This is a genomic window from Bradyrhizobium sp. SZCCHNR1015, assembly GCF_032489875.1.
In the GTDB taxonomy this organism is placed as follows: domain Bacteria; phylum Pseudomonadota; class Alphaproteobacteria; order Rhizobiales; family Xanthobacteraceae; genus Bradyrhizobium.
On record NZ_JAUEYW010000001.1, the window covers coordinates 228,784 to 242,888 of the forward strand.

General features: G+C 64.6%; 13 protein-coding genes and 1 tRNA gene. 7 read left to right on the forward strand and 7 right to left on the reverse strand.

Annotated features, from left to right (window positions below; translation table 11 throughout):
* Position 1: 1 nt before the first annotated feature.
* The 5 genes from QX128_RS00990 to QX128_RS01010 all read right to left on the reverse strand — a co-directional run bounded on the left by QX128_RS00990 (position 2) and on the right by QX128_RS01010 (position 2,680).
* Positions 2-406: a response regulator gene (locus QX128_RS00990; RefSeq protein ID WP_315799926.1), complete on the reverse strand. Its 405-nt coding sequence runs from the start codon at positions 404-406 to the stop codon at positions 2-4.
* A complete protein-coding gene (locus QX128_RS00995; protein ID WP_315799927.1) occupies positions 384-848 on the reverse strand; it encodes a response regulator in 465 nt (154 codons plus the stop codon). The genes QX128_RS00990 and QX128_RS00995 overlap by 23 nt, the downstream gene beginning before the upstream one ends.
* 228 nt (positions 849-1,076) lie before the next feature.
* A complete protein-coding gene (locus tag QX128_RS01000; protein WP_316236455.1) occupies positions 1,077-1,922 on the reverse strand; it encodes an EamA family transporter in 846 nt (281 codons plus the stop codon).
* A gap of 15 nt (positions 1,923-1,937) precedes the next feature.
* Positions 1,938-2,441: an NUDIX domain-containing protein gene (locus QX128_RS01005; protein ID WP_315799929.1), complete on the reverse strand. Its 504-nt coding sequence runs from the start codon at positions 2,439-2,441 to the stop codon at positions 1,938-1,940.
* Between the two features lie 164 nt (positions 2,442-2,605).
* Positions 2,606-2,680: transfer RNA gene (locus tag QX128_RS01010), tRNA-Asn, on the reverse strand.
* A gap of 258 nt (positions 2,681-2,938) precedes the next feature.
* On the opposite strand from QX128_RS01010, the gene QX128_RS01015 reads away from it, so the two are divergent.
* The 5 genes from QX128_RS01015 (at position 2,939) to QX128_RS01035 (ending at position 9,901) form a co-directional block, all read left to right on the forward strand.
* Positions 2,939-3,124 (forward strand): hypothetical protein, encoded by a 186-nt coding sequence (locus QX128_RS01015; protein WP_315799930.1) that lies wholly within the window; start codon positions 2,939-2,941, stop codon positions 3,122-3,124.
* A 133-nt stretch (positions 3,125-3,257) separates the two neighbouring features.
* Complete coding sequence (locus QX128_RS01020; protein ID WP_316236456.1) at positions 3,258-3,923, forward strand: protein-L-isoaspartate O-methyltransferase family protein; 666 nt, start codon at positions 3,258-3,260, stop codon at positions 3,921-3,923.
* A gap of 281 nt (positions 3,924-4,204) precedes the next feature.
* The gene (locus QX128_RS01025) at positions 4,205-5,590 is read left to right on the forward strand and encodes a TolC family outer membrane protein (protein WP_316236457.1); all 1,386 of its coding nucleotides are present in this window, start codon (positions 4,205-4,207) and stop codon (positions 5,588-5,590) included.
* 379 nt (positions 5,591-5,969) lie between these two features.
* A complete protein-coding gene (locus tag QX128_RS01030) occupies positions 5,970-6,725 on the forward strand; it encodes a DUF2497 domain-containing protein (RefSeq protein ID WP_315799933.1) in 756 nt (251 codons plus the stop codon).
* A gap of 311 nt (positions 6,726-7,036) precedes the next feature.
* Entirely contained in the window at positions 7,037-9,901 is a 2,865-nt protein-coding gene (locus QX128_RS01035) for a valine--tRNA ligase (RefSeq protein WP_315799934.1), read from the forward strand.
* 80 nt (positions 9,902-9,981) lie between these two features.
* On the opposite strand, the gene QX128_RS01040 is transcribed toward QX128_RS01035, so the two are convergent.
* Entirely contained in the window at positions 9,982-10,620 is a 639-nt protein-coding gene (locus QX128_RS01040; protein ID WP_316236458.1) for a DNA-3-methyladenine glycosylase, read from the reverse strand.
* A gap of 135 nt (positions 10,621-10,755) precedes the next feature.
* Between QX128_RS01040 and lipA the strand changes: the two genes are divergently transcribed.
* Positions 10,756-11,715 carry a lipoyl synthase gene (lipA, locus tag QX128_RS01045; protein ID WP_315799936.1) on the forward strand — a complete coding sequence of 320 codons (960 nt, stop codon included), beginning with the start codon at positions 10,756-10,758 and terminating at the stop codon, positions 11,713-11,715.
* 10 nt (positions 11,716-11,725) lie between these two features.
* The gene (locus QX128_RS01050) at positions 11,726-12,199 is read left to right on the forward strand and encodes a type II toxin-antitoxin system RatA family toxin (RefSeq protein WP_316236459.1); all 474 of its coding nucleotides are present in this window, start codon (positions 11,726-11,728) and stop codon (positions 12,197-12,199) included.
* Positions 12,200-12,550: 351 nt separating this feature from the next.
* Here the strand turns inward: QX128_RS01050 and QX128_RS01055 are convergent, their stop codons facing one another.
* Positions 12,551-13,813 (reverse strand): methyl-accepting chemotaxis protein, encoded by a 1,263-nt coding sequence (locus tag QX128_RS01055; protein ID WP_316236460.1) that lies wholly within the window; start codon positions 13,811-13,813, stop codon positions 12,551-12,553.
* Between the last annotated feature and the right edge of the window lie 292 nt (positions 13,814-14,105).

Genomic DNA, 14,105 nt, shown 5'->3' on the forward strand with positions numbered 1-14,105 from the left:
GTCAGACCGCCACGGCGAGAAGCTCGGTGTCCTGCGCCAGAATGTCACGCATCAGCTGCGACAGGTCTTTCGGCTTGAACGGCTTCGCCAAACGATGAAGGCCGACCACTTTGGGCGAGGGGGAGAGCAAGTCAGGCGCCCCCTGTCCTGACTCGAGCACCATGCCCGACATCATCACGATCGGCATCGTGGGCCGGGCCGCGCGCGCAGCCCGGATGACGTCGTTGCCGTCCATGTCGGCCAGGTTGAGATCGATCAGGGCCGCAGCGAAATCGTCGCGGGACACGGCATCCATGGCCAGCCGACCGTCGGTGACGGCCGTGACCGCGTAGCCCTCGCGAACCAGAAGATGCTGGATGACACAGCAAACGCCGACTTCGTCATCAACGACCAGGATGTTCATCATGAGCCCTTCCTGACAGACGTGGATGAGGAGCCACGCGCCGCGCCTCGGTCAGAAGTCGTTGCCGCACCTCGATCGCACGATCGACCGCTTCGAGCAGATCGAGGATGTCGAACGGCTTCTGCAACGCTGCCGTTGCTCCGAGCTTGATTGCCATTCCGAGGAAGTCTGGAGCTCCCAGTTTCTTATCGGTGAACGCGTAGCCGGAGATTGCGATGAACGGGACCGTGGGATCGAGCTTGATGAGCTCGCGAATGGTTGCGATGCCGTCCATGCCCGGCATGAACATGTCGATCACGACGGCATCGAAGGACACGCTGCCGATCAATCGAATGCCGGTCGGACCATCCGGCGCGAGAAACACGCAGAACCGCTTCTTCTTCAATAATGTTTCCAGCGCAGCGCGCGTGGCACAATCATCGTCAATAATGAGGACAGTAGGCATGGGCCACCTCAGTATCAGCGGGACTGAAGGACTCTCACGCTACAAGGACAATAGGCTGAGGCTCAAAAATGGCAAAGTAGTTAACACTGAATTAGTTGCTGCGATTCTGCAACCAGGAGTTTTACGGAACTTCCCTGTCCGGACCGCAGGCAGATCTTCTGTTGTGCATCATGCGATGAAGATGGAACTATGATGTCCGGGTCGATGGCTCCGGCTGTTTGACGAATCTCAATCCGGCTTGAGCAAGGCGACGATGACCAGCCCGACTGCGATCAGCGCCGCGCAGCAAAGCCGTTGCGGCGTTGCACGCTCTTTCAGGAACAGCACGCCGATCAGCGTCGCAAACAGGACGCTGCATTCGCGAAACGCGACCACATTGGCGATCGGATTGCGGCTCAAGGCCCAAAGGAATACCACGAATGACGTCAGCCCCAGGGTGCCTGCGATCAGCACCGGAGTGCGGGCGTCTCGGATCTCCAACACCAGCGCAGGTCCTCGCAACATCATTGCGACGAGAAAGAACACGACACTGTCGAGCACGATCATCCAGACCGTGAACGAAGCCCAGCCTTCGGTCTGCCGAGTGCCTGCCGCATCGACGACCGAATAGCCGGCGACCAGTGCGGCGGCGCAGACCGCAGCCCAGAACGCGCGGCGGTCGATCGGACCGTGGATGCGGTCGCGCGCCAGGCCGGTGATTCCGAGGACGATGACGGCAATTCCGATCAACTGCCCGCTCCGTGGCAGTTGCTGCAGACCCAGCGAGGCAAATAGCGTTGCGAACAGCGGAACGGTGCCACGCGCGATCGGGTAGGTACGTCCAAGCTCGGCCGAACGGTAGGCCATTGCGAGGCTCGCCTTGTAGCCCGCGTGCAAGACCAGCGAGGCCACGATGAGCGGCCAGGTCGAGAGCGCCGGAATGGGAACGAGAAACATGAAGGGCAGGATCAGGGCGCTGCTCACCAGACCCATGCCAGCCAGAAGGGAGAGGCTGCTGCCGGTCTTGACGATGGCATGCCAGCTCGCATGAAGCAGACCGGCCATCAGCATGAGAATTGCGGCGACAGGATCCAACGAATCGAGTCCGGTTCAGCTCTCGGGCCGCCAGCTCGCGGCAGCGAAGTAGGGGACCGGGTCGTGCTGGAGCGCCTGACGCGAGATGATCCGGCTCGATGGCGACACCGGGAGCTGGTCCCATTCCCCACGATCGACGAATCGGAGGCTCGCGATCTCCTCGCCGTCAGGCGCAAGCGCGCCGCCTTCGATGACGGCTTCGAAGGCGATGACCGTATAGTAGGTCAGATCACCGTTGGGATAGCGGATGAGGAACTCCGGGCCGCCGAACACCCCGAGCAGACGTTTCGGGCGGACCACGAGGCCGGTCTCCTCAAAGCATTCGCGGGTGGCGGCGTCGGCCGGATGCTCATTCGGATCGATGGCGCCGCCGGGCAACGTCCAGAGGCCCGTCTCCGCGTCGCGCCCGAGCAGAATGCGGCCCTGGTCGTCGAACACGGAGATGGAAACCGCCGTGGTCGCCAACAGATCATGGCCGATCTTGCTGCGGACGGCTCTCAGATGATCGGAAATCGGCATCGCTGGTCGTCACTGCAGAAGGAGTGCCCCCGCTTGCCCGACGCCCCATGCGCGGTCAAGGGAAGACAGTGAAGATCGGCGAACGTTCGCCGCCAATCGGCGGATGTCCCGCGTCACAAGAAAGAAGGATTGGGAGGATAAAGAACCATTCGGCATGGCCAGAATGGCTCCCCGGGCTGGATTCGAACCAGCGACCATTCGATTAACAGTCGAATGCTCTACCGCTGAGCTACCGAGGAACAGGCGAAGCAATGTTCGCGAATGCGGCTGCGTATAACAAAGCCGTTTCGCCTTGCATAGAACGAAATCGCATCTTTGCGACGATTGCGGGCTCAGGAATAAAATACCGAAATTTCATATGGTTAGATTGATTTTGAACGCTTGCTGGGCAGCGGCCGCCCACAGTTCGATGACAGGAAATTCACTTGGAGGGGAGCAAACCGGCCCCGATAGTTTGCTGGAACCGGCCAGTCCCCCGCGGTCATGGAGTGTCGTAGATGCCAAACACCGTCATCCCATTCGCTGAAGAAGTCTCCGCGCCCTCGTTGATTCCCGACCAGGTCGAGCGTCTCAGCGACGACGAATGTCTCACGCGGTTGGCCGACATGATGACGCGCGGTGATTCTGAACATATTGACGAGATCGTGCAGTTGCTCGGGCGACTGGCCGTGGTGATCGAGTAGCCGGCGGTCGGCGTCCTCACAGGCGGTGTCCCAGCGGCTCCGTTGAAACCCGCATGTTGCCTTTTCGAGGGCCTTGTACCAAAAGATTGCGCAGATCGTCCGCGGTCCATCCGCTTTGCTTGCAGGTCTGCTCATGTCTTCATTCGCGACGGCGCGCCAGAAAATGGTCGATGGTCAGGTCCGGACCAACGACGTCACCGATCACCGCGTGCTGGATGCGTTGTTGACCGTGCCGCGGGAAGCCTACGTTCCCACAGATCGGCAGGCGCTGGCCTATCTCGACCTGGATCTCGACGTCTCCGAATCCGCTTCGACCAAGCGGTATCTGATCAAACCGATGCTGACGGGAAAACTGCTGCAGGCTGCCGAGATCAAGCCGACCGACAGCGTGCTGGTGGTCGGATGTGCGACGGGCTATCTCGCTGCGTTGGCCGCCCGGCTTGCGGGCAGCGTGACGGCGACCGAGGTCGATTCGGCGGTCGAAGGTCGCGCCAAGCATCTGCTTGCCGCCGTCGATGGCTGCCCGGTTACGATTCGAGTCGCGCCGGCTGCGGAGGGTGATCCGGCGGACGGCCGCTTCGACGTGATTCTTCTCAATGGAGCGACCGAGGTCGCTGTTGACGGTCTTTGCCGTCAATTGAAAGAGGGCGGCCGCCTGGTCGGCGTCTTCGCCACCTCGCGCCCCGCCCGCGCCATGATCTTTACGCGATCGCATGGTGATATCGGCAGCAGGGTTCTGTTCGATGCCGCGGCGCCGGTCATTTCCGGCCTCGAACGGGTCCCCGAGTTCGTTTTTTAAGTCGTCAGACGAAGTTCTTGGCGACCCCTCTGAACTGCCGGCATCCCGTCGCGCAGTACGGCTTGGTGCGTTGTCTTCGCGGCTGCGGGCGGGCAAAATTCTGTTTTAAATCAGAAGTGTGGCCTGGATGCTGCACGTTGACAGTTTTCGATACGGGTTCCAGGCTTGGGTGGTTCCGTTGCGCTTGCATGGGGAATAAGGTGCGAGGTGCGCGGGAGTCTCTTCAACAGGTTACGGCCCGGCTCTGGCGTTCGAGCCGGTAACAAATGAATGGAACAGGGATGTTTGGGGTGAAGCTCGTCACCGCAGCGGCGGCTGTGGTCCTCGTGATGGCTTGTGCAGGCCCGACGCCTGCGCTGGCCGACACGATCGAGGCTGCGCTGGTGCGCGCCTATCAGAACAACCCGCAACTGAACGCGTCGCGGGCCCAGGCTCGTGCGGTCGACGAAGGCGTTCCGCAGGCACTCTCGGGGTATCGGCCGAAGGTCAATCTGACTGCGACGGCGGGCATTCAGTATACGGATTTGCAAGCGGCACCCGCGACGCCGGCCGCGCACGGCGTGCAAAGGCCGCGAAGCGTCAGCCTGACGGTCAACCAGAATCTCTACAACGGTCAGCAGACGGCAAACGGCGTGCGCAAGGCCGAGGCGAACGTCTCGGCGCAACGCGAGGCTCTCCGCATTCTCGAGCAGCAGGTGCTGCTAGCCGCGGCCACGATCTATATGGACTATCTGCGCGATGCGGCGATCGTCGAGGTCCAGCGCAGCAACACGCGAGTGCTGGAGCAGACGCTCAAGCAGACTCGGGATCGGTTCAACGTCGGCGAGGTCACCCGCACCGACGTCGCGCAATCCGAGGCTCAGCTCGCCGCCGGCCGCACGCAGCAGCTCACAGCAGAGGCCCAGCTGACGGCGACCCGCTCGAACTTCCGCCGAATCATCGGCAACGATCCCCAGAATCTGGCGCCGGGCTCTCCTGTTGATCGTTACTTGCCGCCGAGCCTCCAGCAGTCGGTCGAAACGGCCCTGACGGAAAACCCGAGCGTGACCGCGGCGATGTACGGCATCGACGTCCAGTATCTTGACACGAAGATCAAGGAAGGTGCGCTGCTGCCGTCCGTAAACGTCCAGGCTCAGGCTCAGCAGGGCTATGAGTCGAGCCTGCAATCCTATCGTGGGTTCAGCGCGTCGGCTGTCGCCTCGCTGAACGTTCCGATCTACAACGGAGGGGCGGAATATTCGCTGATCCGGCAGTCCAAGGAGTCGCTGGCACAGCAGCGTCTGGTCCTGGAGCAGACGCGTGATCAGGCTCGCTCCGACGTGGTATCTGCCTGGGGCAAGCTGCTCGCGGGCAAGGCTCAGGTGCAGTCGGCGCAGGCCCAGGTGGCGGCCTCCGAGATCGCCTTGAACGGCGTGCGCGAGGAAGCCAAGGCGGGCCAGCGGACCACGCTGGATGTCCTCAACGCTCAGCAGGCGCTGGTCAATGCGCGGAACTCGCTGGTGAACGCACAGCACGATCGTGTGGTGGCGTCCTACTCGGTGCTTCAGACCGTCGGTCGGCTGTCGCCGCAGGTGCTGAACCTGCCGACGACCACCTACGATCCCAGCGTTCACTACCAGCAGGTCCGGGATAACTGGGCGGGTGTACGGACGCCGGATGGTCGTTAGTACATTCTTAATATCGACCCTGATCCCTCGGTCCTTGGCCGGGGGATTTTTTTGTGGCACATGCTGTGGTTGTGACGAATGGGCGACGCTTGACAGGCGACCTCCGTGCTCCACCGGGTTCGCGGCCGGCGTTGCTTGCATTCATTTGTTGCCATGACATAGCCTCAAAATGGCCGCCGAACGATTCGGACTGCGTCGGAAGTTCTTCCAAGAATAGTCTCCGACATGGGCAGTATCGTTCTGTTGTTTTGCATCGATCAGGCCTTGTCCGGAGACAAGTTGGCATGTCCGTTGAGAAGTCCAACCCTCTTGGATCCGGCGCCCGGGACTTTTGCGCCGCGCCGATACGTAGGGCGGCGTTGCTGATTTGGAGTCGGAAATGACGCAGCCTGCGAAGGTCCAAGAACCCTCCATGGAGGAGATTCTGGCGTCGATCCGGCGTATCATTGCCGACGACGAGGGCAAGCCGCCGGCGGCGGACAAGGCTGCCGCGCCGGAGCCGGTGAAGGCCGAGAAGCCGGCGGCCCCGGCCGCGAAGCCGGTGATGAACGACATCCCGCCTTCGAAGATCGCTGCTGCGGCCCCCGCCAAGCCCGCGCCACCACCACCTGCGCCGCCGCCCGCGGCGGCTGCGGCGCCCAACAGTCAGGATGACATTGACGCATTGCTGGCGGGTTTGGATGAAACGACTCCGGCGGCAGAGGTCAGGCCGGCCGAACCCGAGCCGGATCCAGAACCTGAAGTACTCGAGTTGACGGACGACATGGCAGTGGCCCCACCGACTCCCGCTCCAGCGCCAGCCCCCGCCGCGGCATCCTTCCGAAAGGTGGATCCGCAGAACGATATCGAGTTCATCGAGTCCGGGCGGCTCAACCAGAAGGCCGCGAGCTTCGAGTCGTCTTTCGAGCAGGCCACGCCGAAGCAGCCGATCCTGGCGCCGTCCACGGTCAACGCCGTCGAATCGGCATTCAATGCGCTGGCCAACACGGTGCTGAGCAACAACGCCCGGACGCTTGAGGACCTCGTCAAGGAGATGCTGCGTCCGATGCTGAAATCGTGGTTGGATGACAATCTTCCGGCCCTGGTGGAGCGCATCGTCAAGGCCGAGATCGAGCGCGTCTCGCGCGGCCGCTGACGCCGAGAGGGGGCACGAACTCGCATTCCGTTCTGGAGCGAGCCGCGGCGGGCGGTAGGCCCTTTGCGTCAATGTTCGCCGCTGCTGTTGACTTGGCGCGCCGCGGCGGCTTTCTAGCCCTGTCAAGCTGATCCCTGCCGGACGGATCGAGAGGGCTCCTCCGGGAGCACGGTCCGCGGTCGGACATCAGTCCGAAAACAGCCCAAGCACCAACAGCTTGCGTGAGCTTTTTCAGGTCATGTCACAAAAGGCCCGGACGAGTTCCGCGACATCCCGAATTGGACAGCCGGCCCCACGCCGCTGGAAATGCCATGATCGATAAGAATTATCAGCCCACCGATCTCGAAGGTCGCATGTCCCTGGTCTGGGAGGATGCCCGGGCGTTCTCCGCCGGTCGCCCCGATCGCCGAGATGCCGATCCTTTCACCATCGTGATCCCGCCGCCGAACGTGACCGGATCGCTGCACATGGGGCACGCGCTCAACAACACGCTTCAGGACATCCTGTGCCGGTTCGAGCGCATGCGCGGCCGCGACGTGCTGTGGCAGCCCGGCACCGACCATGCCGGCATCGCCACGCAGATGGTGGTCGAGCGCCAACTGATGGAGCGCCAGCAGCCCGGTCGCCGCGAGATGGGCCGCGAGAAGTTCCTCGCGCGCGTCTGGCAGTGGAAGGACGAGAGCGGCGGCACCATCATCAACCAGTTGAAGCGTCTCGGCGCCTCCTGCGACTGGGGCCGCGAGCGCTTCACGATGGACGAGGGCCTGTCCAAGGCCGTCGTCAAGGTGTTCGTCGAGCTGCACCGTGCGGGTCTGATCTACAAGGACAAGCGGCTGGTCAACTGGGACCCGAAGCTGCTGACGGCGATCTCGGACCTCGAGGTCCAGCAGATCGAGGTCAAGGGCAACCTCTGGTACCTGCGCTATCCGATCGAAGGCAAGACGTTCAGCCCCGAGGATCCCACGAGTTTCATCGTCGTCGCGACCACGCGTCCCGAAACCATGCTCGGCGACAGCGCAGTCGCCGTGCATCCGGATGACGAGCGCTACCAGCATCTCGTCGGCAAGCGCGTGATCCTGCCGCTGGTCGGGCGCGAGATCCCGATCGTCGCCGACACTTACTCGGATCCGGAGAAGGGCACCGGCGCGGTCAAGATCACGCCGGCGCACGACTTCAACGATTTCGAGGTCGGCCGCCGCCACGGCCTGCCGCAGATCAGCATTCTTGATCGCGAAGGCTGCATTGCGCTGGTCGACAACGAGGACTATCTGCGCGGCCTTCCCGAGGGCTCCGAGGAGTTTGCCAGGGAGTTCCACGGCATCGAGCGTTTTGCTGCGCGCAAGAAGATCCTGGAGCGGCTGGAATCCTTCGGCTTCCTCGAGCGGGTCGAGCCGAACACGCACATGGTGCCGCATGGCGACCGCTCCGGCGTCGTGATCGAGCCCTATCTGACCGACCAGTGGTATGTCGACGCCAAGACCCTGGCGCAGCCCGCGATCGCGGCGGTCAGGTCGGGCGCGACGACGTTCGTGCCGCGCAACTGGGAGAAGACCTATTTCGACTGGATGGAGAACATCCAGCCCTGGTGCATCTCGCGCCAGCTGTGGTGGGGCCATCAGATTCCCGCCTGGTACGGCCCTGACGGCAAGGTCTTCGTCGCCGAAACCGAGGAGGAGGCCGTCGGCCACGCCATCGGCTACTACGTCGAGCAGGAGGTCATCACGGCGGAGCAGGGGCGCGAGATGGCGCTCGACCGCAACAAGCGCGAAGGCTTCATCACGCGTGACGAGGACGTGCTCGACACCTGGTTCTCCTCGGCGCTGTGGCCGTTCTCCACGCTCGGCTGGCCCGACGATACACCGGAGGTGAAGCGCTACTACCCGACCAACGTGCTGGTCACCGGCTTCGACATCATCTTCTTCTGGGTCGCCCGCATGATGATGATGGGCCTGCACTTCATGAAGGAGGTGCCGTTCTCGACCGTCTACATCCATGCGCTCGTCCGCGACGAGAAGGGCGCCAAGATGTCGAAGTCGAAGGGCAACGTCATCGATCCCCTCGCGCTGATCGACGAGCACGGCGCCGACGCGCTGCGTTTCACCCTGGCGGCGATGGCAGCCCAAGGCCGCGACATCAAGCTGTCGACGCAGCGCGTCGACGGCTACCGCAAGTTCGCCAACAAGCTCTGGAACGCCAGCCGCTTCGCCGAGATGAACGGCTGCACGGTGCCCGAGGGCTTCGACCCGGGCTCCGCGAAGGAGACCCTGAACCGCTGGATCGCGCATGAGGCGGCCGCGGCGACGCGCGAGGTCACCGAGGCGCTCGAGGCCTATCGCTTCAACGACGCGGCCAACGCGATCTACCGTTTCGTCTGGGACGTCTATTGCGACTGGTATGTCGAGCTCTCCAAGCCGACCCTGCTCGGCGAGGACGGGCCCGCCAAGGCCGAGACCCGCGCGATGGTGGCCTGGGCGCGCGACGAGATCCTCAAGCTCCTGCATCCCTTCATGCCCTTCATCACCGAGGCGCTGTGGGAGTCCACCGCCAAGCGCGACAGTCTGCTGACCCTGTCACCCTGGCCGCACCGCACCGACAGGCCGACGGTGGCCGAGATCGCCGCGCTGTCCGCGGCCAGCTTCGGCGATCCCCTGGTGCCGCCGCTGCTGATCTCGTTCGACGCCGCCAGCTTCAAGGACGAGGCGGCCGAGGCCGAGATCGGCTGGGTGGTCGATCTCGTTACCGCGATCCGCTCGGTCCGCGCCGAGATGAACATTCCGCCGGCGACTCTGATGCCGCTCGCGCTGGTCGGGGCCTCCGCCGAGACGAGGGAGCGCGCACCGCGCTGGACCGAGGTCATCAAGCGCCTCGCGCGGCTCTCCGACATCAGCTTCGCCGACGCCGCGCCTGACGGCTCCGCCCAGCTCGTCGTGCGCGGCGAGGTCGCCGCGCTGCCGCTCAAGGGCGTCGTCGATTTCGCCGCCGAGCGCACCCGCCTGGGCAAGGAGATCGCCAAGGCCGAGGCCGACATCGAGCGCGTCGACAAGAAGCTCGGCAACGAGAAGTTCGTCGCCAACGCACCGGAGGAGCTCGTCGAGGAGGAGAAGGAGAAGCGCGAGGCGGCGCTGGCGCGCAAGGCCAAGTTCCAAGAGGCGCTGTCGCGGCTGCAGGGCGTCTGACACGACGCTCTCTCCTCCGTCATTGCGAGCGAAGCGAAGCAATCCCGAGTCTCACGCGCAGCCCTGGATCGCTTCGCCGCTTACGTTCCTCGCGATGACGGCGGAAATGGCTTGCTCAGGAACCGCGAGCCTTTCAGGCCGAAGCGCCAGGGCAGCTCGACGGCCTTGGTGATCCCGATGCGGATGCCGGTGACGACCTCGACATCGCCTGTCCGCGCGAACAGCTCGATCGGCGGAGCATCGAGCGGCAGTGCGTTATGCGCGATCGTGATGCCCATCGCCTCCGTCAGCTTGCCTGGCCCCGCGCACAGTGCACGGACGTCCTCGAGCCCACGCCGCCGCTGCATCTCCTCCATCCCCATCGTCGGCTCGATCGCCCGGATCAGCACAGCGCTGGCCGAGCCCTCGGCCTCGCAGACGAAGTTCACGCACCAATGAATGCCGTAGGAGCGGTAGACATAGGCGAAGCCGGGCGGGCCGAACATCACCTGGTTGCGCGGTGTCGGTCCCCGGAAGGAATGTGCCGCCGGATCGGTGTGGTGATACGCCTCGACCTCGACGATGATCCCGCCGACGCCGTCGACCAGAAACGTCGCCCCGATCAGCTCCGGCGCCACCGCGAGCACCTCGCGGGCGAAGAACGCCCGCGTCAGCCGCTTGGCCGCCGCATTGCGCCGGAGCCGTGAAACTCCGGGGGCTTTTGCCGGTTTTTGCGCCATTCTCGAGGAAATCCGCCGTGGTGAGCGCTGTTCCGCGCTGCCCATATCTGCCATGCCCTGGTATCCTCGGCCAGCCGGTTGCGGTGCGCCGCGGCACGGAATAGCTAGGGCGCAACAGAGGTTTGTGCGAATCCCATGGTCACCATCGTCGACATCAACGCGAACACGCCGCTGCGCCCCCGCCACCCCGAAAAGGCGAACCGGCCGGATTCCATCTCGCCGGCCAAGCCGGCTTGGATCCGGGTCAAGGCGCCGACCACCCGCGGCTATGCCGACACCCGCAACATCGTGCGCGAAAACGGCCTCGTCACCGTATGCGAGGAGGCCGGCTGCCCGAACATCGGCGAGTGCTGGGACAAGAAGCACGCCACCTTCATGATCATGGGCGACACCTGCACGCGGGCCTGCGCCTTCTGCAACGTCAAGACCGGCCTTCCCGCCGCCCTCGACGCCGGCGAGCCCGAGCACGTGGCGGAGGCGACCTTCAAGCTCGGCCTGACCCATGTCGTGGTCACCTCGGTCGATCGCGACGATCTCGCCGACGGCGGCGCCGCCCATATCGCCGCGACCATCCGCGCCATCCGCGCCAAATGCCCGACCACCACGATCGAGGTGCTGACACCCGACTTCCTGCGCAAGGACGGCGCGCTGGAGCAGGTCGTCGCGGCCAAGCCCGACGTCTTCAACCACAATCTCGAGACCGTGCCGTCGCGCTACCTCTCGGTCCGCCCCGGCGCGCGCTACTTCCACTCGATCCGGCTGCTGCAGCGGGTCAAGGAGATCGATCCCACCATCTTCACCAAGTCCGGCATCATGGTCGGCCTCGGCGAGGAGCGCCACGAGGTGCTGCAGGTGATGGACGACCTGCGTTCGGCCGAGGTCGATTTCCTCACCATCGGCCAGTATCTGCAGCCGACCAGGAAGCATCACGCCGTGATGCGCTTCGTCACGCCGGAGGAATTCTCCGGCTATGAGACCGTCGCCTACACCAAGGGCTTCCTGATGGTGTCGGCGAGCCCGCTCACGCGCTCCTCGCACCATGCCGGCGAGGATTTCGCCAGACTGAAGGCCGCGCGCGACGCGCTCGCGCGCTGATCGAGACCAGATGCCGAGATTTTCCAACAAGCGCCGCGTCGCGCACACGGCCGACCAGATGTTCGACCTCGTCGCCGATGTCGAGCGCTATCCGGAGTTCGTGCCGCTGTGCGAGAAGCTGGTGGTGCGCCAGCGCAATCCGAAGCCTGACGGCACCGAGGTCGTCGTCGCCGACATGACGGTCTCGTTCAAGCTGGTCAAGGAGACCTTCACCAGCCGCGTCACGCTCGACCGCGCCGGGCGCAAGATCCTGGTCGAATATGTCAGCGGACCGTTCTCAAGCCTGGAGAACCGCTGGAGCTTCGAGTCACGCGAGCAGGGCGCCTGCGAGGTGACGTTCTTCATCGCCTACGAGTTCAAGAGCCGCATGCTGGCGATGCTGATGGGCTCGATGTTCGACACGATCTTCGCGCGCATGTCGGCGGCGTTCGAGAAGCGCGCCGACGCGATCTACGGCCGCAAGCCAGCGGTGTCGTCGACATAGCGCTTTTTTGATCACGCCAATGATCAACCACTGACGGCGCTCCACTCTCCGCTGTCGTCCCCGCGAACGCGGGGACCCATAGCCACAGAGGGCCGTGTGGCCGCACGCGCGCCACTCCGATCTCGTTTCACCACATCTGCTGCGGGGTATGGGTCCCGGGTCGGCGCCTCCACGGCGCTCCGCGCCGCTCCGGCTTGCCCGGGACGACAGCGGAGGGCGCGGTTGGCCGCGTGCCTCTCACCGCAGAGACGGCAGCGTGCAAGTTCCTTCCTATCCACGTCTTCAAACAGCTGCTCCGCGTCATGGTCGCGGAGCCGTCCTGATCGCCGGCGTCAACTGCTGCGATCGAACCTACGCCGCCTGCACGGCGGTCAAAAAGTCCTTCACCCTGCCGCGCAGCTCGTCCGCATGCTTGGCGAGCTGGCCGGCTGCACCCAGCATCTGCCGCGCGGCGCCGCCGGCCGATTCCACCGTCTGGCTGACCGAGCCGATGTTGGTGGCGACCTCGCGGGTGCCGCTGGCGGCCTGGCTGACCGAGCGGGCGATCTCCTGCGTCGCATGGCCCTGCTGGTCGACCGCGGTGGCGATCGTTTTGGCGATCTCGCTGATCTGGCCGATGGTGCCGCCGATGCCCTGGATCGCCGCCACCGTATCGCTGGTGGCGCGCTGCATCGCGCTGATGTGGGCGCTGATCTCGTCGGTCGCCTTTGCGGTCTGGCTCGACAGGCTCTTCACCTCCGAGGCGACCACGGCGAAGCCGCGGCCGGCATCGCCGGCGCGGGCGGCCTCGATGGTGGCGTTCAGCGCCAGCAGGTTGGTCTGGCTCGCGATCGCGTTGATCATGTCGGTGACGGCGCCGATCTTGGCCGCAGCGTCCGCGAGGCTGTTGACGAGGTCGTTGGTGCGCGAGGACGCCTCGACGGCCTCGGCGGCGATGGTCGAGGAGGTCGCAACCTGGCGGTTGATCTCGCTGACCGAGGTCGAGAGCTCCTCGGTGGCGCCGGCCACCGACTGCACGTTGGAGGAGGCGGAGTTGGACGCCGACGCCACCAGCGCCACGCGCTGCGCGGCCTGATCCGCGGTCGTGGTCAGCGAGGCGGCCGTGGTCTCGACCTCGCGCGAGGCGCCGGAGATCGCATTGGCGATGGCGCCGACCGAGGTCTCGAAATCCTTGGCGATCCGGTCGAGCGCGCGCTTCTTCTCCTCGCGCGCGGCAATGAGGTCGGAGAGATCGCGGCGGAAGCTGATGACATAGGTCTGGCCCTCGACCTGGGTCGGCACCAGCGTGATCTGCACCAGCGCCGGGCTGCCGTCGGCGCGCTTGGTGGTCCACTCGAACGTCGCGTGGCCCTCGCGCCTCGCCTTGGCATCCATCTCCTTCACGACATCGGCGGAACGCTTGCCGCTGGGCTGGAACTCCGGCGCCATGGTCGCCGGCGAACGCGACAGCAGGTCCTGCTTGCTGCGGAAGCCGCCGAAGCGGACCGCGGTCTCGTTGCAGGCGATGATCTTGCCGTCGGACATCACCAGGATGGCGTCGCGATGGCGTTCGAACAGCTCCGTCATCAGGAGGTTATGCGTGCGATCAGCCGACTTGCCGGAGAAGAAAGCCATGGGGTCCCGAATCCACTGTCAGAGAAGAATGCGCGAGACGTAGCAGGACAAAATTAACCAAAACCTTTAGGCCGTGGCGGCGCGTGCGATAATCGTCGGCGATCGCGATCCGGACGGTGAGGGACGGCATCGAGCGGACGAGCAGCCGCATCCTCCGCGGCGCAATCGTGCCCGGGCTGTGCCTGTCGATGGCCCCTCTGAAATCACGAGGGCGCAGGGAATGCCGGGAGCTCGCCGCCCCCATGGCCCGCCTGCGGAAAAAAATGCAGGCGGCAGGTACCACAGGTGCAGC